General features: G+C 69.8%; 20 protein-coding genes. 6 read left to right on the top strand and 14 right to left on the bottom strand.

Translation table 11 applies throughout. The annotated features are described in order from the left end of the window. Positions 1 to 8: 8 nt before the first annotated feature. Together ACSQ4M_RS09790 and ACSQ4M_RS09795 are read right to left on the bottom strand one after the other, a co-directional pair. Positions 9 to 1,583, bottom strand: a complete 1,575-nt coding sequence (locus ACSQ4M_RS09790) for a tannase/feruloyl esterase family alpha/beta hydrolase (protein WP_436189378.1) — start codon at positions 1,581 to 1,583, stop codon at positions 9 to 11. Positions 1,584 to 1,716: 133 nt separating this feature from the next. Continuing rightward, complete coding sequence (locus ACSQ4M_RS09795; protein WP_436189379.1) at positions 1,717 to 2,430, bottom strand: GAF domain-containing protein; 714 nt, start codon at positions 2,428 to 2,430, stop codon at positions 1,717 to 1,719. A 143-nt stretch (positions 2,431 to 2,573) separates the two neighbouring features. Between ACSQ4M_RS09795 and ACSQ4M_RS09800 the strand changes: the two genes are divergently transcribed. The 4 genes from ACSQ4M_RS09800 (at position 2,574) to ACSQ4M_RS09815 (ending at position 6,707) form a co-directional block, all read left to right on the top strand. After that, positions 2,574 to 3,308 carry an SDR family NAD(P)-dependent oxidoreductase gene (locus ACSQ4M_RS09800; RefSeq protein ID WP_436189380.1) on the top strand — a complete coding sequence of 245 codons (735 nt, stop codon included), beginning with the start codon at positions 2,574 to 2,576 and terminating at the stop codon, positions 3,306 to 3,308. Between the two features lie 203 nt (positions 3,309 to 3,511). Then, positions 3,512 to 4,786, top strand: a complete 1,275-nt coding sequence (locus ACSQ4M_RS09805) for an acyl-CoA dehydrogenase family protein (RefSeq protein WP_436189381.1) — start codon at positions 3,512 to 3,514, stop codon at positions 4,784 to 4,786. Between the two features lie 2 nt (positions 4,787 to 4,788). Continuing rightward, positions 4,789 to 5,856, top strand: a complete 1,068-nt coding sequence (locus tag ACSQ4M_RS09810; RefSeq protein ID WP_436189382.1) for a phosphotransferase family protein — start codon at positions 4,789 to 4,791, stop codon at positions 5,854 to 5,856. Positions 5,857 to 5,897: 41 nt separating this feature from the next. Further along, positions 5,898 to 6,707 carry a FadR/GntR family transcriptional regulator gene (locus ACSQ4M_RS09815; protein WP_436189383.1) on the top strand — a complete coding sequence of 270 codons (810 nt, stop codon included), beginning with the start codon at positions 5,898 to 5,900 and terminating at the stop codon, positions 6,705 to 6,707. Here the strand turns inward: ACSQ4M_RS09815 and ACSQ4M_RS09820 are convergent, their stop codons facing one another. Both ACSQ4M_RS09820 and ACSQ4M_RS09825 read right to left on the bottom strand, forming a co-directional pair. Next, the gene (locus ACSQ4M_RS09820) at positions 6,708 to 8,258 is read right to left on the bottom strand and encodes an AMP-binding protein (RefSeq protein ID WP_436189384.1); all 1,551 of its coding nucleotides are present in this window, start codon (positions 8,256 to 8,258) and stop codon (positions 6,708 to 6,710) included. It abuts the gene before it with no gap. A gap of 177 nt (positions 8,259 to 8,435) precedes the next feature. Continuing rightward, positions 8,436 to 9,644, bottom strand: a complete 1,209-nt coding sequence (locus tag ACSQ4M_RS09825) for an ABC transporter substrate-binding protein (protein ID WP_436189385.1) — start codon at positions 9,642 to 9,644, stop codon at positions 8,436 to 8,438. A 111-nt stretch (positions 9,645 to 9,755) separates the two neighbouring features. On the opposite strand from ACSQ4M_RS09825, the gene ACSQ4M_RS09830 reads away from it, so the two are divergent. Then, on the top strand, positions 9,756 to 10,796 hold the full coding sequence (locus tag ACSQ4M_RS09830) for an alcohol dehydrogenase family protein (protein WP_436189386.1): 1,041 nt from the start codon (positions 9,756 to 9,758) through the stop codon (positions 10,794 to 10,796). A gap of 4 nt (positions 10,797 to 10,800) precedes the next feature. Here the strand turns inward: ACSQ4M_RS09830 and ACSQ4M_RS09835 are convergent, their stop codons facing one another. From ACSQ4M_RS09835 to ACSQ4M_RS09845, 3 genes are all read right to left on the bottom strand, one after another. After that, positions 10,801 to 11,994 carry an ABC transporter substrate-binding protein gene (locus tag ACSQ4M_RS09835; RefSeq protein WP_436189387.1) on the bottom strand — a complete coding sequence of 398 codons (1,194 nt, stop codon included), beginning with the start codon at positions 11,992 to 11,994 and terminating at the stop codon, positions 10,801 to 10,803. Positions 11,995 to 12,086: 92 nt separating this feature from the next. Beyond that, positions 12,087 to 12,770, bottom strand: coding sequence for a histidine phosphatase family protein (locus ACSQ4M_RS09840; RefSeq protein ID WP_436189388.1), 684 nt, complete (start codon positions 12,768 to 12,770; stop codon positions 12,087 to 12,089). A 54-nt stretch (positions 12,771 to 12,824) separates the two neighbouring features. Further along, the gene (locus ACSQ4M_RS09845) at positions 12,825 to 13,985 is read right to left on the bottom strand and encodes an ATP-binding protein (protein ID WP_436189389.1); all 1,161 of its coding nucleotides are present in this window, start codon (positions 13,983 to 13,985) and stop codon (positions 12,825 to 12,827) included. 71 nt (positions 13,986 to 14,056) lie between these two features. Here ACSQ4M_RS09845 and ACSQ4M_RS09850 point away from each other — a divergent pair, with 71 nt between their 5' ends. After that, a complete protein-coding gene (locus tag ACSQ4M_RS09850) occupies positions 14,057 to 14,395 on the top strand; it encodes a hypothetical protein (RefSeq protein ID WP_436189390.1) in 339 nt (112 codons plus the stop codon). 1 nt (position 14,396) lies between these two features. Here the strand turns inward: ACSQ4M_RS09850 and ACSQ4M_RS09855 are convergent, their stop codons facing one another. The 7 genes from ACSQ4M_RS09855 to ACSQ4M_RS09885 form a co-directional block, all read right to left on the bottom strand. Beyond that, positions 14,397 to 15,029, bottom strand: a complete 633-nt coding sequence (locus tag ACSQ4M_RS09855) for a LysE family translocator (protein ID WP_436189391.1) — start codon at positions 15,027 to 15,029, stop codon at positions 14,397 to 14,399. Continuing rightward, positions 15,029 to 16,000, bottom strand: a complete 972-nt coding sequence (locus tag ACSQ4M_RS09860) for a threonine dehydratase (protein ID WP_436189392.1) — start codon at positions 15,998 to 16,000, stop codon at positions 15,029 to 15,031. The genes ACSQ4M_RS09855 and ACSQ4M_RS09860 overlap by 1 nt, the downstream gene beginning before the upstream one ends. After that, complete coding sequence (locus ACSQ4M_RS09865) at positions 15,997 to 16,914, bottom strand: PhzF family phenazine biosynthesis protein (protein ID WP_436189393.1); 918 nt, start codon at positions 16,912 to 16,914, stop codon at positions 15,997 to 15,999. Before ACSQ4M_RS09865 ends, ACSQ4M_RS09860 begins: the two co-directional genes overlap by 4 nt. Continuing rightward, positions 16,911 to 17,543: a glutathione S-transferase family protein gene (locus ACSQ4M_RS09870; protein WP_436189394.1), complete on the bottom strand. Its 633-nt coding sequence runs from the start codon at positions 17,541 to 17,543 to the stop codon at positions 16,911 to 16,913. Before ACSQ4M_RS09870 ends, ACSQ4M_RS09865 begins: the two co-directional genes overlap by 4 nt. Continuing rightward, positions 17,540 to 18,757: a PLP-dependent aminotransferase family protein gene (locus tag ACSQ4M_RS09875; protein ID WP_436189395.1), complete on the bottom strand. Its 1,218-nt coding sequence runs from the start codon at positions 18,755 to 18,757 to the stop codon at positions 17,540 to 17,542. Before ACSQ4M_RS09875 ends, ACSQ4M_RS09870 begins: the two co-directional genes overlap by 4 nt. Beyond that, positions 18,754 to 19,695: a DMT family transporter gene (locus ACSQ4M_RS09880; RefSeq protein ID WP_436189396.1), complete on the bottom strand. Its 942-nt coding sequence runs from the start codon at positions 19,693 to 19,695 to the stop codon at positions 18,754 to 18,756. Before ACSQ4M_RS09880 ends, ACSQ4M_RS09875 begins: the two co-directional genes overlap by 4 nt. Before the next feature lie 82 nt (positions 19,696 to 19,777). Beyond that, the gene (locus ACSQ4M_RS09885) at positions 19,778 to 20,377 is read right to left on the bottom strand and encodes a LysE family translocator (protein WP_436189397.1); all 600 of its coding nucleotides are present in this window, start codon (positions 20,375 to 20,377) and stop codon (positions 19,778 to 19,780) included. Positions 20,378 to 20,419: the final 42 nt, after the last annotated feature.

The following is a 20,419-nucleotide window of genomic DNA, read 5'->3' on the forward strand; positions in this document are numbered from 1 at the left end:
GGCGCGCATCAGGGCGCCGTGCAGGTGTAGTTGCTGGCCAGCGCCGCGGCCGCCGCGTTGTTGGCGGGCCCGGTGTAGCGCGGGTATTGCGGGTACTGGCACAGCGGGCGCGTGAGCTGCGTGGCGCCGCCCGCGACCTTCCTGGCCGTCAGCGTCCCTGGCGCCGTGTTGTTGCTCACCCAGTTGTCCAGCGCGGCCAGCAGGTCGGTGTCATCGGCACCCGGGCCGCCCGAACAGTGGTTCACGCCGGGGGCGATGTAGTAGCGCGCGAACGCGTCCATCGCGGCCTGGCCGCCCACGGCGGCGGTGGCGGCCTGGTAGTAGGCCGTGGTCGCCTTGTGGCTCAGCGCCGCATCGTTGCCGCCGTGCCAGAGGATCAGCTTGGCGTTGCTGTTCTTGAACGGCCGCAGGTCGGCGTTCGTGGCGTCGTTCAGTGCGGCCAGCGCGTAGACCGCGTTGAGGTTGGAATCCCAGGTGTAGGCCAGCGAGTCCTGTGTGCGGTCGCGTGCCAGGTAGTTCTTGACGGTCGTGTCCTGGAACAGGTATTGCAGCGCAAATTGCACGGTCGGCGTGCCGCTGACCCAGGTGGCCCAGGCGCCTGGATCGTCCTCGTTGCCGGTGAGGGCCCAGCCCGCATTGGTGTAGGCGCCGCCGGCCCACGAGGCCGTGGCGGTCCACGACGACACGGCCGCCAGCTGTGCGTCGGACAGGCAGGCATTGCCGGTGTCGGCGCCGCCCGCGCAGCGCAGCACGGCGGGGTCGAAGCTGCAGGCCTGCGGATTCGCCACCACGCCGTCGACGATGCCGTCGCCGGCATCGCAGGCGTTGCGCACGGCAGCCGCCAGCGTGGCCACCTTGGCGGCGCTGAAACCGCCACCGGGCGCGGCCAATGCCTTGGCCGTGCGGTTGAACTGGCCCATGAAGCCCACCCAGTTGTAGGCCGGCGCGCGCGCGATGATGCCGTCGAACAGGTTGGGATTGCGCTGGGCTGCCATCAGCGCCTCGCGCCCGCCGTTGGAGCAGCCTTCGAAGTAGGCGCGGTCGGGCTGCTTGCCGTAGGCGGCCTGCACCATCTCGCGCGCCGACGACAGCACCGTGGGCACCGACAGCGAGCCGAACAGGTTGGCGGCGTAGGTGTCGTTGAGCGCGAAGTCGGCCGACAGCCCATTGCCCTGGTGGCCCGAGTCGCTGTTGACCGTGGCGTAGCCCTGCGTCAGCGCGTTGAGGTTGGGCCCGGAGAGATCGGGGATGGCGCCGTTGTAGCCGCCGCCACCGCCGTAGTAGAGCTTGCCGTTCCACTGCTGTGGCAGGCGCAGTTCCAGGTTGAGTTGCGGCGCGATGGTGGCGTTGACCTTGCAGTACAGCGGGGCCGTGGCGGTGGCGGCCACCGTGGCGGCCGCGCTCACCGTGGCACCGGCGAGCGTCTTGCCGGCCAGGGCCGCGCACGCCTGCTCGGCCGTGGCTGACGCGTTGCCCGCGCCGTTGTCACCGTGGTCGTCGCTGCCGCCGCAGCCCAGCAAGGCGCCGGTGGCCAGGACGGTGAGCGTGAACCGGGAAAAAGGGAATCCTGCATGGCACTGCATCGCGTCTCCTCTCGTTGGTCGAACTGACGCGGTCAGTGTGTCACGCAGCACCTGGCGTGAATGTCAGCGCCGGAACAATTGGGGCGCGCAATCCTGGGGGTTTTCCCCAGACTGGCAGCGGGCCGGTCACCGGTCAACCGTCGCGTTCGGCCCTGGCCTTGCGCAGCCGGTAGCCGAACTGGCGCAGTGTGAGCCCCAGAGCCTCGGCGGCGCGCGCCTGCCGATTGCCGTGCAGCGCGAGCACGCGCTCGAGCTCCTGCAGGGTGTGCGAATGGGCAGGCAGGTAGGGGCGCACCAGCGGGCGCGGCACGCGCAGGCGCAGCCGCTGCCCTGCCAGTGCGGCCAGCAGGCGCAGCAGATCCAGGTCGTCGTCCAGCGTGCGGTCGGGCAGGCGGCTGCGGTGGCAGCTCAGCACGCCCACGGTGCGCGCCTCGACCTGGATCGGCAGCGCGAGGAAGGCCTGGCCCTCGTCGGGCAGGTGGTCGCGTGCCACGCTGCGCGCCAGGAAGCGCGGCTCCGCATCGATGTCCTGCACCAGCACGGCCTGGCCGCTGGCCAACACCAGGCCCGTGACGCCTTCGCCCAGGGCATAGACGCCGCGCGCGATCTCCGCGTCCGTGAGGCCGTGGGCCAGGTGGATGCGGGCCTGCGTGTCGCCCGGCATCACCAGCACGATGCGCCCGCGCTCCAGGCCCAGCAAGGCGTCCATCTTGGCCAGCATGGCGCGCAGCAACGGGTCGGGCGTGCCGGCGTCGCCCAGCAACGGCACCAGCAGGCCGAGCAGCTGCAGTTCCTGCGTGCGCCATTGCGCACCGGTGCGGGGCGGAAAGGGGGACGACGTCGCCATGGCCATCGGTGTGTGCAATTCGCGTGCCGCGGCGGCGGTGCGTGCCGGACTGTTTTGTAACGGCGGCATGGCTCTCGTGTGATTGACTGTTTGTCAGACAATGAGATATGGTCGGGCAAACCAACTCAGCGGGAGGCATGCGGATGGATGAACTCGACTTTTCAGGCAAGACCGTGCTCGTGGTCGGCGGCTCCAGCGGCATCGGCAACGGCATCGCCCAGGCGTTCCGGAACAAGGGCGCCACGGTGCACGTGGCCGGCACGCGCGCCAGCGCGGCCGACTACGCGGATTCGCCCGACTCGCAGCTGGACGGCCTGCGCTACCACCGCATCGACGCGGGCAGCACCGAATCCATCGAATCCTTCGCGCCGCCGTTCGACCGGCTCGACGTGCTGGTGCTGTCGCAGGGCCAGGTGCTCTACAAGCGCCAGGAGTTCAAGACGCCGGCCTTCAAGCAGGTGGTGGACGTGAACATGACCAGCCTCATGACCTTCGCCGAGAAGTTCTACGCGATGCTCAAGGCCAGCCAGGGTTCCATCATCACGATCAGTTCGACCGCGGCTTTCCATTCCGTGCGCGGCAACCCGGCCTATGCCGCGTCCAAGGCCGGCGCCTTCGGCCTCACGCGCACGCTCGGTGACGCCTGGGCGCGCGACGGCATCCGCGTCAACGGCATCGCGCCGGGTTTCGTGGCCACCAAGATGACGCGCGTGACCACCGACCATCCCGAGCGCAAGGGGGCGGCCATCGAGCGCATCCCGCTGGGCCGCTTCGGCACGCCGACCGACATGGCCGGCGTGGCGCTGTTCCTGGCCTCGCCGCTGGCCGCCTACGTGATCGGCCAGACCATCCCGGTCGACGGCGGCCTGACGTTGTGAGACCACCCCCGTTTGGACTTCTCACTGCGTGTAGAAGTCCCGTCCCCCCAGGGGGCGCCGCCAGCGCCCGGGCAGAGCCCGTTGCGCGGCGTCCGCTGGCATGGCCTGCCCCGCGGCCCCTCGAACCGCTGCTTGCGAGCCGGCTTTGTGCTCTGCTGGCAACGCGCCACTGATCTGTTCTACATCGCATTGAAAGGCCACCCATGTCCTGGGACTTCGAGACCGATCCTGAATTCCAAACGCAGCTCGACTGGGTCGAGCGCTTCGTCGACGAGGAAGTCGAGCCGCTGGAGCACGTGCTGGGCAGCCCCTGGGACATCCACGACCCGCGCTTCGTCACGCTGGTGCGCCCGCTGCAGGAGCAGGTCAAGGCGCGCAAGCTCTGGGCCTGCCACCTCGCGCCGCACCAGGGCGGCCAGGGCTACGGGCAGATGAAGCTGGCGCTGCTCAACGAGATCCTGGGCCGTGCCCACTTCGCGCCCATCGTGTTCGGCTGCCAGGCGCCCGACACCGGCAACTCGGAGATCCTGTCGCACTACGGCAGCGCCGCGCAGAAGAAGAAGTACCTGGAGCCGCTGCTGGCCAACCGGATCGTCTCGTGCTTCGCGATGACCGAGCCGCAGGGCGGCGCCGACCCCAAGGTGTTCAAGACGCGCGCCGTGCAGGACGGTGGCGACTGGGTCATCACCGGCGAGAAGTGGTTCGCCTCGAACGCGCGCTACGCCGAGTTCTTCATCGTGATGGTGGTGACCGACCCCGACGCGCCGCCGTACCAGCAGATGTCGATGTTCATCGTGCCCAAGGACGCGCCGGGCCTCACGATCATGCGCAACGTGGGCCTGGCCGACGAGCCCGTGCCCACGCACGGCTATTTGAAGTTCGACGGCGTGCGCGTGCCGGCTTCCGACATGCTGGGCCAGCCCGGCGAGGCCTTCGCCGTGGCGCAGACGCGCCTGGGCGGTGGCCGCATCCACCACGCCATGCGCACCATCGGCCAGGCGAAGAAGGCCTTCGACCAGCTGTGCGAGCGCGCGCTGTCGCGCACGACCCAGGGCGAACTGCTGGCCGACAAGCAGATGGTGCAGGAGAAGATCGCCGACTCCTGGTGCCAGCTGGAGCAGTTCCGCCTGCTGGTGCTGCGCACGGCCTGGCGCATCGACAAGTACCAGGACTACATGCGCGTGCGCAAGGACATCTCGGCGGTGAAGGCGCTGATGCCCAAGGTGCTGCACGACATCGCCGAACGCGCGCTGCACATCCACGGCTCGCTGGGCGCCTCGCTCGAGATGCCTTACACCGACCAGCTCGTGCTGTCCTACCACATGGGCCTGGCGGACGGCCCCACCGAGGTGCACAAGGTCACCGTGGCCAGGCAGGTGCTGCGCGACTACCAGGCCTGCACCGAGCTGTTCCCGGCCTACCACCGGCCGCGTGCCAAGGCGGCTGCCGAGGCCAAGTACCGCCATCTGCTCGGCTGACGATGGCGCAAGCGCAAGCTGTCGTGCAGCCGTGGACGGAGCTGGTCGACCTGGACCGCCTGGCCGCGTGGATGGACGCCCAGGGCCTGGGCAGCGGCCCGATCACGCAGGTGCAGCCGCTCACGGGCGGCACGCAGAGCGTGCTGCTGCGTTACCTGCGCAGCGGCCGCGCTTACGTGCTGCGCCGCCCGCCCGCGCACCCGCGTGCCGACGGCAACAAGACCATGCAGCGCGAGGCCCAGGTGCTGGCCGCGCTGGCCGGCAGCCGCGTGCCGCACCCCGCGCTGATCGCGGCCTGCGCCGATCCGCAGGTGCTGGGCGCGGCTTTCTACCTCATGGAGCCCGTGGACGGCTTCAACGCCTCCGTGGCGTTGCCGCCGCGGCAGGGTGCCGACTCTGCGCTGCGCCACCGCATGGGTCTGTCCATGGTCGACGCGTTGATCGAGCTGGGCGAGGTCGACCATGTGGCGGCCGGCCTGGCGGGCCTGGGCAAGCCCGATGGCTTCCTCGAACGCCAGGTGCCGCGCTGGCGTGCGCAGCTGGAGAGCTACCACGACTGCGCCGGCTGGCCCGGGCCGGCAGAGATCCCGGGCATCGCCGCGGTGGCCGACTGGCTGGAGCAGCATCGCCCCCACAGCTTTCGCCCCGGCATCCTGCACGGTGACTTCCACCTGGCCAACGTGCTGTTCGCGCCCGACGGCGGCGAGGTGGCGGCCATCGTCGACTGGGAACTCGTCACCATCGGCGACCCGCTGCTGGACCTGGGCTGGCTGCTGGCCACCTGGCCCGAGCCCGGCGCCGAGCCCGCGCCGCTGTTCCGCACCCAGCCCTGGCAGGGCTTCGCAGCGGCGGAGGAGCTGGTGGCGCACTACGCCGCGCACGGCAAGCGCAGCGTGGAGCACATCCTCTGGTACGAGGTGCTGGCCTGCTACAAGCTGGGCCTGATCCTGGAGGGCACCTACGCGCGCGCCTGTGCCGGCCAGGCCAGCCGTGAGGCTGGCGCGCTGTTGCACGGCCACACGCTGCTGCTGTTCAGGCGCGCCTTGCGGCGGCTGGAGCGGCACGGCTGAGCTTGGCGACAATCGGCCCCTTTGGAATCGCGGAGAGCGGCATGGCGGAAGGCGGGACAGCGCAACAGACCACGGGGGCCGGGCCGGCGTTCGCGTTCGACAAGCTCAAGCGCGTGCCGTCCTACCGCATGCTGGCCGAGGCCGTCACGCAGCAGGTCCTGGACGGCCGGCTGCGCGCGGGCGATCCGCTGCCGACCGAGGCCCAGCTGTGCGAGACCTTCGGCGTCAACCGCTCCACCGTGCGCGAGGCTGTGCGCGTGCTGGAGGAGGCCAGCCTGCTGCGGCGCGAGACCAGCCGGCGCTTCGTCATCAGCCACCCGTCCAACGAAGACCTGGGTGTGCAGTTCGAGCGCATGGTGCAGCTGCAGGAGATCAGCTTCCAGGAACTCTGGGAGACGGTGCGCGCGGTCGGCCCCGCCATGGCGCGGCTGGCCGCCGAGCGCGCGAGCGATGCGCAGCTGGATGCGCTCGAAGCGCACCTCGCGCTGCTGCAGCAGGCGGTCGAGACGCGTGCCTCGCTGGTCGAGCCCAACATCGTGTTCGACGACATGGTGGCGCGCATGAGCGGCAACCGTGCGCTGCTGCTGGCCCACGAGACCATGTGGCGGCAGATGTACCCGCGCTACCAGACGGCCGTGTTCGACCACGTGCCTGCTGCCAGCAAGCGCATGCTGGAGTCGCGGCGGGCCCTGCTGGCCGCCTTGCGCCGGCGCGATGCGGACGAGGCCGAGCAGTGCACGATCCGGCACATCGTGGACTTCAAGCGCGGGTACGAACTCGCGCAGAAGCACATCGCGGCGCCAGACGCTGTGCCAGCTGCGCGGCCCAAGGTCGCGCGCAGGAAGACCTGATCAGCCTTCCTCGACGAAGCGCGCCCGCACCGCCTTCTTGTCGAGCTTGCCGATGGTCGTGACCGGCAACTGCTCGACAAAGCGGATCTGCTTGGGCGCACACACCGCGCCCTTGTGCTCGCGCACCAGCGCAATCAGTTCCTCGGCCGTGGCCGACTGGCCCTGCTTGAACACCACCATGGCCCGCACCTGCTCGCCCCACTTCGGATCGGGCACGCCGACCACGGCGGCCGACGAAACAGCCGGGTGCAGCGCCAGCACATCCTCCACCTCGCGCGGGTAGACGTTGAAGCCGCCGCTGATCACCATGTCCTTGGAGCGGTCGACGATGTAGAGGTAGCCGTCGGCGTCCTGGCGCGCCAGGTCGCCCGTGTAGAGCCAGCCGTGGCGCAGCGCCTTGGCGGTCTCCTCGGGCTTGTTCAGGTAGCCGGCCATGACCAGCGGCGAACGCAGGCAGATCTCGCCGACCTCGCCGGGCGGCACCTCGCGGCCTTCTTCGTCGAGCAGCCGCAGCTGGTTGCCGATGACCGGCAGACCGCAGGAAGCGAGGCGCTCGGGATGCTGCTCCGGATCGTGGTCGCGCTGGCGCAGCACGGTGATCATCATGGGCGCCTCGGACTGGCCGTAGAGCTGCATGAACACCGGGCCCAGCCGGCGCATGCCCTCGACCAGCCGGCTCGGCAGCATGGGTGCGGCGCCATAGGCCACCATCTGCAGGCTGGACAGGTTCGCACTGGCCAGCCGCGGGTGGTCCAGCAGCACGTAGAGCATCGTGGGCACCAGGAAGGTGGTGGTGATGCGGTGGCGCTCCACGAGGTCGATGAACTTGTCGGCGCTGAAGCCGTGCGTGAGCACCACGGTGCCGCCGCGCAGGAGGGTGGGCAGGATGAAGGTGCCGGCGGCATGGGTGATCGGCGTCAGCGCCAGGTAGCGCGTTTCCTGCGGCCAGTCCCAGTCGGCCAGCTGCATCAGCGTCATCGCCACCTGCACGCGGTGGGTGTGGATGACGCCCTTGGGCACGCCCGTGGTGCCGCCGGTGTAGACGAGTACAGCCACGTCGTCGGCGCTGGCGCGCGGCAGCAAGGGGGCTGGTGTGGCGTCGCGGCAGAGCGTGTCGATGTCGGTGCCCGCGTCGGTCGGCGCCAGCCACCAGACGCGCTGGATGCCGGTGCGCGTGGCCAGCCGTTCGCCGCGCTCGCGGAACAGGTCGGGGTCGATGAACAGCGTGCCCACGCCGGCGTCCGTCAGCAGGTAGGCCTGGTCGTTCTCCGATGCGGTGGGGTTGATCCAGCCCACGCGCAGGCCCATCAGGTAGCCCGCGCACGAGACCAGGAAGGCCTCGGGCCGGTTGCCGGACAGCGAGGCGATGGTGTCGCCCTTCTTCAAGCCTTGCGCATCGAGCGCGGCGACCAGGCGCGCCAGCTGTGCGCCGAATTCGCGGTAGCTGGTGTGGCGTTCGCCGTGAATGAATGCGGTGCGGTCGCCGCCGCGCTGGATGGCGGTGATGATCAGGTCGCCGAGCGAGCCTAGTTGGGTGAGTTCAGTGTGCATGGCGGTCGCGCGGGTTCTCGATGGTGGATGACGTCAGCGGCAACGGCCGGCACGGCACGGTGCAGATGGCCGCGGAGCAGGCCATGCCACCAACCGCCGCGGAACTGGCTCTGCCAGGCCGCCCCCCTTCGCGCAGCAGAAGGGGGGAGCGGCGAAGCCGCCTGGGGGGAAGGTTCTTCATCTCCCCATCACCTCGCCGAAGCGCACCCAGCGGGTGCCGTCGAACTTGGCCAGTTGCATGGACTCGACCATCGCGAAGTCCGTGGCGCTGGTGTTCACCGTGATGCCGGGCAGCAGCAGCGGCGTGGTGGCGCCCTGCAGGCTGGCGGCCTGGCGCATGAGGTTCTCGCGCGTGAGGTTGTCGCCGGCCTGCCGGATGATCTGCGCCATGACGGCTGCGGACGACACGGCGATGCCGTTCATGAGGTCGTTCGGGTCGCCCTCGGGGTAGTACTTCTTCATGAAGTCCAGGTACCACTGCATGCCGGCGTCGTCGGCCCACTGCTTGTCGGCCGTGTCCTTGAGCCACAGCACGGTGACCAGGCCGGTGGAGGCGTCGATGCCCGCGGGCTTGAGCACCGCGCCCACCGACGAGGAGATCGACACCAGGTACTGCGCAGCCGGCTTCCAGCCCAGCTCGTGCACCTTGCGCACGGCCAGCGCGGCGGCCTTGGGCGAGGCCAGGTTCACGAACACGTTGGCGCCCGAACTCTTGAGCGCCACGATCTGCGAGTCCACCGTCGGGTCAGTGGCTTCGTACGAGGCCTCGGCCACCACCACCTGCTTGAGCCGCTCGCCCAGGCCCTCCTTGAAGCCGTTGTAGTAGTCCTTGCCGAAGTCGTCGTTCTGGTAGAGCACGGCCACCTTGGCGTTGGGCACGGTTCGCAGGATGTGCTCGGCGTAGATGCGGCCCTCGGCGTGGTAGGTCGGCAGCCAGGCCATGGTCCACGGAAAGTTCTTGGGGTCGTTCCACTTGGTGCCGCCGCTGGAGGCCAGCAGGTGCGGCACCTTCTTGCCGTTCAGGTACTTGTGGATGGCGGTGTTGGTGGGCGTGCCGATGGTGCCGTAGACGGCCAGCACCCCGTCCTGCTCGACCAGGCGGCGCGTCGTCTCCAGCGTCTTGGGCGGGCTGTAGGCGTCGTCGAGCGAGACCAGGAAGATCCTGCGGCCGTTGATGCCACCCTGGTCGTTGACCCACTTGAAGTAGGCCAGCTGCGCCTTGCCCAGCGTGGCGTAGGACGACAGCGGGCCGCTGTAGGGGATGGACTGGCCGAGCTTGACCTCGGTGTCGCTCACGCCGGGCCCGTAGGCCTTCTGCGCCAGCGCGGGCAGGGCGGCCAGCAGCACCGATGCCGCTGCCAGGATGGTCTTGAGCTTGCGTGTCATCGCCTTGTCTCCGTGGATGGCGTCATGGCGCCGGTTGCGTTTTTGACTGTTTGTCTGACAAGCTGACTGTATAGTTTGGATGGAGACAACGTCAACCCAAGGAGACCCGGCATGAAGGCATTGCGCTACCACGGCACCCGCGACATCCGCCACGAGTCGATGGACGACCCGCAGCTGCAATCCGACCGCGACGCCATCGTGAAGATGCGCAGCTGCGCGATCTGCGGCAGCGACCTGCACATCTTCCATGGCCACGGCTTTTCCACCGAGACAGGCTTCTGCGTGGGCCATGAGGCCGTGGGCGAAGTGGTGGAGGTGGGCCGCGCCGTCACGCGGCTCAAGGCGGGCGACAAGGTGATGATCCCGGCCTCGGTCGGCTGCGGTGCCTGCCGCTCCTGCCTGGCCGGCAACGTCAACTGCTGCGAGAGCGGGCAGGGCTCGTGCTACGGCATCTCGCCCGCGCTGCAGGGCCTGCAGGCCGAGGCCTTCCGCATTCCGGCGGCGGACGCCAACGCCGTGAAGATCCCCGATGGGCTCACCGAGGAGCAGGCGCTGATGCTGACCGACGGCATGGCCACGGCCTGGTTCGGCGTGCGCCAGGCCGATGTGCGGCCCGGCGCCAGCGTGGCCGTGATCGGGCTGGGGCCCATCGGCCTGATGGCCGTGGACAGTGCCTTCGTGATGGGCGCGCACCGCGTCTACGCCATCGACCCCGTGCCCGAGCGCCGCGCGCTGGCGGCGCAGGCCGGCGCCAGCGCGCTGCACCCGGACGCAGCACTGGAGACCATCCGCGAAGAGACCCAGGGCCGCAAGCTCGACTGCGTGGTCGAGGTCGTGGGCCTGGACGCCACGCTGGACATGGCCTGGCGGCTGGTCGGCCGGCGCGGCACGGTGTCGGCCATCGGCGTGCACCAGACGCGCCGCTATGCCTTCCCGCTGGAGCGCCTGTTCGCCAACGGCGTGACCTTCCGCACCGGCACCTGCTCGGTGTCGGAAGAGCTGCCGGCGCTGTTCCCGCTGGTGGCCTCGGGCCGGCTGCGGCCCGAGCGGCTGATCAGCCACCGCATGCCCTTGTCGCGGGGCGCGCAGGCCTACGCGCTGTTCGACGCGCGCGAGGCCGGCGCGCTGAAGATGGTGCTCACGCCGGATTGAACGGTCAGTCCCCGATGGGCTCGCCCAGCAGCGTCCACTTCGTGCCATCGAAGCGCTGCATCTGCAGCTTCTTGTAGGGGTTGTAGTCGTTGGGCGAGAAGGTGAGCTTCACACCCGGCGTGAGCATGGGGGCGGCGTAGTCCAGCGTGCTGAGCGTCTTGAGCAGGCCTTCGCGCGTGAGATCCTTGCCGGTCTCGCGCAGCGCATGCTCCAGCGTGTTGGCCGCGATGTAGGCGAACACGTTGCTCATGTTGTTGAGGTCGCCCTTGGGGTAGTACTTCTTCATCCAGGCCAGCCAGTCCTGGAAGTCCTTGTCGCCCGCCCAGCGCGTGTCGGTCGGGTCCTTGATGGCGGTGGCGGTGATGATGCCGGTGGCCTTGTCCAGCCCCGCGTTCGTGAAGGTCGGCGACACGTTGGCTGAGATGTAGCTCATGTAGATCGTGGGCTTCCAGTTCAGGTCGGCGATCTTGCGGATCGCCTGGCTGGACTGCTTGGACAGCGAGCCCAGCAGCAGTACGTCCACGCCGGCCGACTTGAGCGCCACGATCTGCGAGTCCACGGTCGGATCGGTCACCTCGTAGCCCTGTTCGCTGACGACCATCTTCGCGGCCTTGTCACCCAGGCCGGCCTTGATGCCGCGCAGGTAGTCGCGGCCGAAGTCGTCGTTCTGGTAGAGCACGCCGACCTTGGCGTCGGGCTTGTTGGCCAGGATGTGCTTGGCGTAGATGCGCGACTCGCCGTAGTAGGTCGGCAGGTAGGGCACGGTCCAGGGCAGGTCCTTGGGGTTCTGGAACAGGTGCGAGCCCGAGTTCACGAAGAACTGCGGCACCTTCTTCGCGTTGAGGTACTTGGTCACCGACGACGAGGCCGCCGTGCCCTGCGGCGCGAAGATCATGAAAACGCCTTCCTGCTCCACGAGCTTGCGCGTCTGCTCCACCGTCTTGGCCGGCGTGAACGCGTCGTCCATGGGCAGCCAGGTGATCTTGCGGCCGTGGATGCCGCCGGCTTCGTTGAGCCGCGTGAAGTAGGCCTCGGTGGAGGCCGCGACCACGCCGTAGGCCGAGGCCGGGCCGCTCAGCGGCTGGGTCGAGCCGATCTTGATCTCGGTGGCGGTGACGCCGGGCGTCTGGGCCGCGGCCGGTACGGACCAGGCCAGCACGGAAAGGCCCAGGGCGAGGGCAGGAATGCGCAAACGCATGCTTCGTCTCCTTCTTTTGATGGTCCTGCCATGGTCGGAAAGCCCATGACGGCACGCATCGTCCGAAGCGACGAATCACATGCGTAAGGTGCTCAAGCGAAGGTGATCCAGCCCACGTGGTCGGGGTGGTCCAGGTGCGGCAGCGTGTTGTAGCTCAGCAGCACATGGCGGCTCTGGGTGTAGACGAACTCCGTCACCGCGCTGTTGCGGATGCGCATGTTGAGGTCGATGGTGGTCTCGGGGGCCGTGCCCAGCACCTGGCCCACGGCCGTGGAGATCGGCCCGCCGCTGGAGACCAGCAGCACGTTGCCGGTGTGGCGCGTGCGCACGTGGTCGAGCACGGCGGCGACGCCGTCGCGGAATTCCACATAGCTGGGCATGCCCGCCGGTTGAACGCGGCCGGCCATCCAGGCCGCCAGGCCCTGGCGCAGCAGGCGGAAGTGGTGCTTGTACAGCTCGGGTGTGGTGGGCCTCTGCAATGCCTCGGGATGCACGGTGGCGATCACGGCCGCGCTGTCGTACTCGTTGAGGCCGGGCCAGGTCGAGGGCTCGGGCAGCGGCGGCGCGCCAGCGGCTTGCAGGCCTGCCTGGATGCCGGCGAAGGTCTGTGCGTGACGCTTGAGCGTGCCGGTCAGCGAGGCCTCGAAGCTGAGGCCCTTGAACGCGAGGTACTCGCCCAGGCGCAGGCTCTGGCGTTGGCCTTGCTCGCTGAGCTGGTCGTAGTCGTCGGCACCGAACGAGGCCTGGCCGTGGCGCACGAGGTAGAGGGTTCCCATGGCGCGCAATGTACTGGAGGGGTGCGGCACGCTTTGTCCCGGCAGTGACGCCCCCTACAGCGCCAGCCAAGGCAGAACGTCCACCTCTTCCCGTGTGAAGCGCTGACTGCCGCCATAGACTAGGCCAGGATAGATGGCCGAGAACGCACCCCGCTCGGTGGCGTACTTGCGCCACTTGTGCAGGTTGCGGAAGGCGTCCGACGCCACCGTGGGACCCGACTTGATCTCGACGGCAGCGATCTCCTGGCCACGTTCGATGACCAGATCGACCTCGGTGCCGATGTTGTCGCGCCAGAAGTACAGCGGATCGCGCAGGCCGGCGTTGCAGCGGTTCTTCAGAAACTCGTTCACCACCAGGGTCTCGAACAACGGCCCGCGCAGCGGGTGGGCCTGCATCTGGCCTTCGTTCTGGATGCCGACCAGCGCGGCGGCCAGCCCCACGTCGGTCATGTAGAGCTTGGGCATCTTGACCAGGCGCTTGCCGAAGTTGGCGAAATGCGGGCGCACGTAGTGGATGAGGTAGCAGGTCTCCAGAATCGACAGCCAGTGCTTGACGGTCTTGTCAGAGATGCCCACGTCGCCGGCAAGCGCCTGCATGTTCAGCAGCTGCCCGGTGCGCGCCGCCACCAGCCGCAGGAAGCGCTGGAAGGCGCCCAGGTCCTGCACGGCAGCCAGTTGGCGCGCATCGCGCTCGGCATAGGTCACGAGATACGCCTGCAGCCACTCATGGGGATCGAGGTCGCGGGCATAGATGGCGGGAAAGAAGCCTTTGGTCAGCAGGCCGGCATAGTCCTGCGGCAGCAGGCCCGCGCCACGCAGCTCGGCCACCGACAAGGGCATCAGCTCGACCAGTGCCGTGCGGCCAGCCAGGCTTTGCGTGACACGCGAGAGCAGAGACAGGTTCTGCGAGCCGGTCAGCACGAACAGGCCCATGCGGCCTGCGGCGTCCACCACGCTCTGCATCTCGGAGAACAGCTCGGGCGCATGCTGAGCTTCGTCGATCACCGCACCATGGGGGTACTGGCGCAGGAATTCCTCCGGCCGGCTGCGCGCGAACTCCCGGGCGGAGGGTGATTCCAGCGACACGTAGGGCTTGTCTGGCAGCAGTTGGCGCACCAGTGTGGTCTTGCCCGACTGGCGCGGGCCAGTCACCGTGACGATCGGGAATCCCTGCAGCAAGCGCAAAAGGCGCGGTGCGGCGTGGCGAAGGATCATTTTTTACAGTCTCGGAGTCAGACTCCGGGATTGTAAAGATCTGGTCGTGACGCACAAGGTTGAGATTTCCCATGGCGGGCAGCTTTCAGGCCGTGGATGAGTCGCGCTGTCACAGCAGCAGCGCGCTCATCGCAAGCGCACTACCATGCTGTGCCGTTTCCAAGCGAATCAGGACGAAGATGACCGTACCCAGCGATTTCCGGGATGCGATGCCGTTCGGCGACTGCGTGCCCGATGACGCACGCAGGGAATTTGTTGCGGCGGCGCTGGCCGCGCGCCTTGAGGCCTTGCAGTCCGGCGAGTGCTTTGCTGCTGAGGAGGTCCACGTCTGCCTGCGTGCGCGTGTTTGCGGGCGAGACGCACCGCGGCTGGTGCCTCTGCGTTGGCGCGGAGACGGCCGCACCGCCTGACTCACTTGCGCTCGATCAACGCCACCCGCAGCGCCAGGAAAGCCAGCACCGAGCCCATCACATAGCGCTGCGCGCGCATCCAGCCCGCGCTGCGCGACAGCAGGCCCGTGATGCCGGCCGCCCCGAAGATGACCAGTGTGTTGACGGCCGCGCTGGCGGCGATCTGCACCGTGCCGAGCTGCAGCGCCTGCAGCAGCACGCTGCCGTGCCCGGGGTGCAGGAACTGCGGGAAGAAGGACAGCGTGAACAACGCGACCTTGGGGTTCAGCAGGTTGGTCAGAAAGCCCATGCGCAGCAGCGTGCCCGTGGAGTGCACGGGCAGCTGGCGCGTCTGGAATGGGCCGCTGCCACCGGGCTTGAGCGCCTGCCAGGCCAGCCAGGCGAGGTAGGCCGCGCCCAGTGCCTTGATCGCGCCGAACGCGAAGGGCACGGCCAGCAGCAGCGCCGTGAGGCCGAAGGCCGCTGCAAGGATGTGCACGACGAAGGCCGCCAGCACGCCGGCCAGCGACACCAGGCCGGCGCGGCGGCCCTGGCTCAGCGTGCGCGAGACGCAGTACAGCATATTGGGGCCGGGCGTCAGCGCCATGGCCAGCGTGGCGAGGGCGAACCAGCCCAGGTCGTGCAGGGGGACCATCATTGCTCCTTGGTGGAAAGCACTTCGGCAAACACCGGCGCGTCCACGTTGCCGCCGCTCAGCACCGCGCCCACGGCCAGGCCACGCAGCGCCGCGCGCTCCTGCAGCGCAGCCGCGAAGCCGGCGGCGCCCGCGCCTTCGGCCACGTTGTGCGTGTCGACGAACAGGGCGTGCATGGCGTGCGCCACTTCCGCGTCCGTGACCTGCACCACATGGTCCAGGCCCTCGGCGAGGATGGAAAGCGCTTGGGCGTCCGCCACCCGGCAGGCCATGCCGTCGGCCAGCCGCGTCGTGACGGGCGCCTCGACCACGCGGCCGGCGGCCAGCGAGTCGGCATAGGTGGTGGCGTGCGCGCTGACCACGCCGACGATGCGCACGGCATGGCCCAGCGCGCGCTTGGCGGCGACGGCCGCGCAGGCGCCCGAACCCTGGCCGATGGGCACGTAGGCCACGTCCAGCTGCGGCACCGCGCGCAGGAACTCCCACCAGTACGTGGCCACGCCCTGCACCAGCGCCGGGTGGAAGCTGGGCACCATGTGGGCACCGCGCTCGGCTGCCAGGCCGATGGCGAACTCGCGGCTTTCCTGGAAGTCGTGGCCATGTTCGATGAGCGTGACGCCCAGTGCGCGCATGGCGGCGTTCTTCTCGACCGAGTTGCCGTGCGGCACGACGATGGTGCAGGGCACGCCATGGGCGCGCGCGGCCCAGCCGATGCTCTGGCCGTGGTTGCCGCGCGTGGCGCTGATCACCTCGGCCGGCAGTGGGCCGGCCGCCGCGAGCGCAGCGAAGTAGTTCAGGCCACCGCGGATCTTGAACGCGCCAACGGGCGTGTGGTTCTCGTGCTTGAGCCAGCAGTCCGTACCCAGGCGCTGGCTGGCCAGCGCCCAGCGGTGCTGGGGCGTGGCCGGGAACTCGCGGTGCACGAGCGCGGCGGCGCGCTCGATCTCGGCCAGCGTGGGCAGGGTCGTCACAGCAGCACGGTACCCTCGATGCAGACGGTCGAATGCCCGCCGACCCAGACCTGCCCGGCCTCGTCGCGCGCGATGTAGACGGTGCCGTCGCGGCCCAGGCAGGCGCCTTGCGTGGCCACGTATGGTGCGGCGATGTGGCCGTCGGCGATCAGCCATTGCGCCAGGCTGGCGTTCAGGCTGCCCGTGACGGGGTCTTCGGGGATGCCATCGGCGGCGGCGAATGCGCGCACCACGAGCGCAGGCGCGGGCGCTGCAGCCGGCGTGGACGCGCCGAAGGCCCGCGCCTCGCGGTTGCCGCGCGCGATCAGCGGCGTGGCCGCCGCCCCGTCGAGCGCGGCCACGCCCACCGTGTGGCCCAGGGCCTTGAGCAGCATGTGGTCGGGCTGCAGGCGCAGCACGGTGGTCGGCTCGTCCAGCAGCAGCGAGAACCACACGGGCCCGTTGTCCAGCACCTGGCTGCTGACGATCTGCGCGGGCTTCAGGCCCAGCGCCGAGGCCACCTGGGCCAGTTCGGTCGGCCGCGGTGCGCTGCGCTTGAGCGCCGGCGCGGCGAAGGCCAGGCGGTCGCCCTCGCGCCGGATGCGCACCAGGCCCGCGCCGCACTGCTGCACGATGGCCTCGCCGCCGCGCGGCTGGCCGCCCGAGGCCAGCCAGGCATGGCAGCTGCCCAGCGTGGGGTGGCCGGCGAACGGCAGTTCTCCGCCCGGCGTGAAGATGCGCAGCCGGTAGTCGGCGCCGGCCTCGGTCGGCGGCAGCACGAAGGTGGTTTCCGACAGGTTGGTCCACTGCGCGAAGCGCTGCATCTGCGCGTCGGTGAGGCCGGAGGCGTCGAGCACCACGGCCAGCGGGTTGCCGTAGTAGGCCTGGTCGGTGAAGACGTCGACCTGGCGGAAGGGGCGGGAGCGGGGTGTCATGACAGGGGGGCGTCGAGTACGCCGACGGCGCCGGGCCGTGCGCTCACGGCCTGGTACCAGCGGTCCAGGTGGGCGCGCGCCGGGCGCGCGGTGGCATCGAGGGGCAGGCCGTACCAGCGGTGGATCTCGCAGGCCACGGGGATGTCGGCCATCGTGAAGTCCGCGCCGGCCAGGTAGGGGCGGCGCGCGAGCTCGGCGTCCAGCAGGTCCAGCAGCGGCTCGGTCTCGGCGATGGAGCGCGCGATGGCGGCGTCATCGCGCTGCTCGGCTGGCGTGCGCACGAGTTGCACGAAGGCAGTGCGGCCGGCCGGGTTCAGCGTGGTCTGTTGCCAGTCCATCCACATCTCGGCCGTGAAGCGCGCGTTCAGCGGCTCGGGGTAGAGCGTGCCGGCGGCATGGCGCGCGCACAGGTAGCGCACGATCACGTTGGATTCCCACAGCGTGACCTCGCCGTCTTCCAGCAGCGGCACCATGCCGTTGGGGTTCTTGCCGCGGTAGTCGGGCTCGGTCACGAGGCCGAAATGGCCGCCTGCGTCGGTGCGCTGGGCCGACAGGCCGAGCTCCTGCACGGCGAAGACCACCTTGCGCACGTTGATGGAGCTCATGCGGCCCCAGATGTGGAGCGTCATAGCTGGACCGGCGTGGCGGGCCGCCCCGTGCGCTGTGCCTCGATCGCTTCGCGGATGGTTTGCGCCAGCGCTGCGATGCCGATGTCGATCTGGCTCGTGCTGGCCGTCACGAACGACAGGCGCATGGTGTTGCTCTCGGGCGTGTCGGCGTAGAACGCGGCACCGGGCACGAAGGCCACGTTGCGCTCGACCGCACGCGGCAGCAGCGCCACCGCATCCAGCCCGGCCGGCAGCCGCACCCACAGGAACATGCCGCCCACGGGCCGGCTCCACTGCACGCCCTCCGGCATCTCGCGCTCCAGCGCGGCCAGCATGTGGTCGCGCTGGCTCTTGTACAGCGCGCGGATGGTCGGCACGTGGCGTGCCAGGAAGCCGTCCTGCATCACCTGCGCCACCATGCGCTGGTTGAAGCTGGGGCTGTGCAGGTCGGCCGCCTGCTTGGCCTGCAGCAGCTTGGGATAGATGGCCGGCGGCGCCACCAGGAAGCCCAGCCGCAGGCCCGGCGCCAGCACCTTGGAGAACGATCCCAGGTACAGGCAGCCCTCCGGGTTGCGGGCGGTCAGGGGGGCCGGCGGCGGCTGGTCGAACCACAGGTCGCCGTAGGGGTTGTCCTCCAGCAGCGGCACGCCGGCGTTGGCGGCGGCGGCCACCACGGCCGCGCGGCGTGCCTCGCTCATGGTGCGGCCGGTCGGGTTCTGGAAGTTCGGCAGCAGGTAGGCGAAGCGGGCGCGCTCGGCACCCTGGCCGGCCTTGGCCGCCAGGTCGTCGGCAAGCACGCCTTCGTCGTCGCTGGCGACCGACACGGCGCGCGGCTCCATCGGCGTGAAGGCCTGCAGCGCGCCCAGGTAGGTCGGCGTCTCCACCAGCATGCGGCTGCCGCTGTCCAGCAGGATCTTGGCCACCAGGTCCAGGCCCTGCTGCGAGCCGGTGGTGATCAGCACCTGCGCCGGGTCGACCTTCCAGGGCAGGCCGGCCGCCACCATCTCGCGCAGCGGGCCGTAGCCCTCGCTGGCGGCGTACTGCAGCGCGGCCGGGCCGTCCTCGGTCAGCACCTTCTCGCAGGCGGCGCGGAACTCGGCGACCGGGAAGGTCTTGGGCGAGGGCAGGCCTCCGGCGAAGCTGATGATGCCGGGCTTCTCGGTGACCTTGAGGATCTCGCGGATCACCGAGGGGTTCATCTTTTCGGCGCGGGCGGCCAGGGTCCAGGACATCATGTGCTCCTTGTGGCGGTCTTGGTTGTCGGTTCGGAAGAGGATGCGGGTCGGGCCAGATTCTTGCCCAGGACGACCGTGGCGACCACGGCGGCGGCAAATCCGAGCGTCACGGTGTCCAGTGTCTCGCCCAGCAGCGGGACCGCGGCCAGGATGGACAGGAAGGGTTGCAGCAGCTGCGTCTGGCTCACGCGCAGCGCGCCGCCCAGGGCCAGGCCGCGGTACCAGGCGAAAAACCCGATCCACATCGAGAACACGCCCACGTAGACGAAGCCGGCCCAGGCGCTGGGCGCCACCGGCGCGCTGGGCCACAGCCACAGCGTGGCCGGCAGCGTGAGCGGCAGGGCCAGCACGCAGACCCAGCAGATCACGCGCTCGGCGCCGAGTTCGGGCGTGACCTTGGCGCCGTACACGTAGCCCAGCGAGGCCGCGAGCACGGCGCCCACCAGCAGCAGGTCGGCCCACTCGAAGCCGAAGCCGCCGCCGTGCTGCGCCGCGCGCAGCACCGAGAACACCACCACCAGCACGCTGCCGGCCGCCGCGCAGAGCCAGAAGCCCAGCGGGGCGCGCTGGCGCATGACCGCAGCCGCCACGGCCGCCGTGGCCAGCGGCAGCAGCGCCGTGATGACGGCCGCGTGGCTGGCCGTGACCACGCGCAGCGCATAGGCCAGCAGCAGCGGGTAGCCGACCACGTTGCCGAGCACGGCCATGGCCAGCGGAAACAGGTGCCGGCGTGCCGGCAGCGGCGAGCGCGTGGCCAGCAGGAACAGCACCGACAGCCCGCCGGCCAGCGCGGCCCGCCCCAGCGTGACGAACCAGGGCGAGAGCTGCGGCGCTGCAGCCGTGCCGGTGGCCAGCCGTGTCATGGGCAGCGTGATGGCGAACAGCGCCACGCCGAGCACGCCCAGCCAGAGCCCGAGGTTCTCGTCGCGCGTGGTCATGTGGCCCCCACGCTCCCCGCTGCGCGAGGTTCGCTGCCCCCCGAGGGGGCGCGAGCTTGCTTGGGGCGGCCCGGCGCGGCGCTCATGCCTGCAGCATCCACGCGGCCGTGAGCACCAGCACGGCGGCCATCAGCCGGTTGAACCACAGCAGCCGCTGCCCCTGCGCCAGCCACTGCCGCAGCAGCGCACCCATCAGCGCGTAGGTCAGGTTGCTGAAGAAGGCGAAGCACAGCATCAGCGGCAGCACGACGGCCAGCCGTGGCAGCAGGTCCTCGCGGCCGGCGATCCAGCCGGCGACGATGGCCAGCGCCAGCATCCAGGCCTTGATGTTGACGAACTGCAGCGCCATGCCCTGCACGAAGCCCACGTCCAGCTTGCGCGCATCGGCCTCGCCGAGCCGGGCGCTGCGCGCGAGCTTGAAGGCCAGCCACAGCAGGTAGGCCACGCCGAAGAGCTTGATCGCGAGCGCCAGCGCGGGCTGGGCCACCACGAGCGCACCGACACCGGCCGTGCACAGCAGCAGCACCAGGCCCCAGCCCGCCGGCACGGCCCAGATGAAGGGCATGGCGTGGCGCAGGCCATGGTTGGCCGCCAGCGCCGACGACAGCGCCGTGTTGGGCCCGGGCGAGAAGCTCATGGCCGTGGCCAGCAGCAGCAGGGCACTCAGTTCGCTTGCATTCATAGGGATACAGACTCTATAGTCATGACCAACACACTACCAATA

The sequence above is a fragment of the Pseudorhodoferax sp. LjRoot39 genome (assembly GCF_964253035.1).
Taxonomy (GTDB): Bacteria; Pseudomonadota; Gammaproteobacteria; order Burkholderiales; family Burkholderiaceae_C; genus Pseudorhodoferax.

Excerpts from the sequence above, each read along its gene's own strand:
- ACSQ4M_RS09840 (WP_436189388.1), bottom strand. The coding sequence starts at position 12,770 with ATGGGAACCCTCTACCTCGTGCGCCACGGCCAGGCCTCGTTCGGTGCC.
- ACSQ4M_RS09790 (WP_436189378.1), bottom strand. The coding sequence starts at position 1,583 with ATGCAGTGCCATGCAGGATTCCCTTTTTCCCGGTTCACGCTCACCGTC.
- ACSQ4M_RS09850 (WP_436189390.1), top strand. The coding sequence starts at position 14,057 with ATGGCGGGCAGCTTTCAGGCCGTGGATGAGTCGCGCTGTCACAGCAGC.
- ACSQ4M_RS09865 (WP_436189393.1), bottom strand. The coding sequence starts at position 16,914 with ATGACACCCCGCTCCCGCCCCTTCCGCCAGGTCGACGTCTTCACCGAC.
- ACSQ4M_RS09820 (WP_436189384.1), bottom strand. The coding sequence starts at position 8,258 with ATGCACACTGAACTCACCCAACTAGGCTCGCTCGGCGACCTGATCATC.
- ACSQ4M_RS09855 (WP_436189391.1), bottom strand. The coding sequence starts at position 15,029 with ATGGTCCCCCTGCACGACCTGGGCTGGTTCGCCCTCGCCACGCTGGCC.
- ACSQ4M_RS09880 (WP_436189396.1), bottom strand. The coding sequence starts at position 19,695 with ATGACCACGCGCGACGAGAACCTCGGGCTCTGGCTGGGCGTGCTCGGC.
- ACSQ4M_RS09805 (WP_436189381.1), top strand. The coding sequence starts at position 3,512 with ATGTCCTGGGACTTCGAGACCGATCCTGAATTCCAAACGCAGCTCGAC.
- ACSQ4M_RS09825 (WP_436189385.1), bottom strand. The coding sequence starts at position 9,644 with ATGACACGCAAGCTCAAGACCATCCTGGCAGCGGCATCGGTGCTGCTG.
- ACSQ4M_RS09795 (WP_436189379.1), bottom strand. The coding sequence starts at position 2,430 with ATGGCGACGTCGTCCCCCTTTCCGCCCCGCACCGGTGCGCAATGGCGC.
- ACSQ4M_RS09875 (WP_436189395.1), bottom strand. The coding sequence starts at position 18,757 with ATGATGTCCTGGACCCTGGCCGCCCGCGCCGAAAAGATGAACCCCTCG.
- ACSQ4M_RS09830 (WP_436189386.1), top strand. The coding sequence starts at position 9,756 with ATGAAGGCATTGCGCTACCACGGCACCCGCGACATCCGCCACGAGTCG.
- ACSQ4M_RS09885 (WP_436189397.1), bottom strand. The coding sequence starts at position 20,377 with ATGAATGCAAGCGAACTGAGTGCCCTGCTGCTGCTGGCCACGGCCATG.
- ACSQ4M_RS09815 (WP_436189383.1), top strand. The coding sequence starts at position 5,898 with ATGGCGGAAGGCGGGACAGCGCAACAGACCACGGGGGCCGGGCCGGCG.
- ACSQ4M_RS09845 (WP_436189389.1), bottom strand. The coding sequence starts at position 13,985 with ATGATCCTTCGCCACGCCGCACCGCGCCTTTTGCGCTTGCTGCAGGGA.
- ACSQ4M_RS09870 (WP_436189394.1), bottom strand. The coding sequence starts at position 17,543 with ATGACGCTCCACATCTGGGGCCGCATGAGCTCCATCAACGTGCGCAAG.
- ACSQ4M_RS09810 (WP_436189382.1), top strand. The coding sequence starts at position 4,789 with ATGGCGCAAGCGCAAGCTGTCGTGCAGCCGTGGACGGAGCTGGTCGAC.
- ACSQ4M_RS09800 (WP_436189380.1), top strand. The coding sequence starts at position 2,574 with ATGGATGAACTCGACTTTTCAGGCAAGACCGTGCTCGTGGTCGGCGGC.
- ACSQ4M_RS09835 (WP_436189387.1), bottom strand. The coding sequence starts at position 11,994 with ATGCGTTTGCGCATTCCTGCCCTCGCCCTGGGCCTTTCCGTGCTGGCC.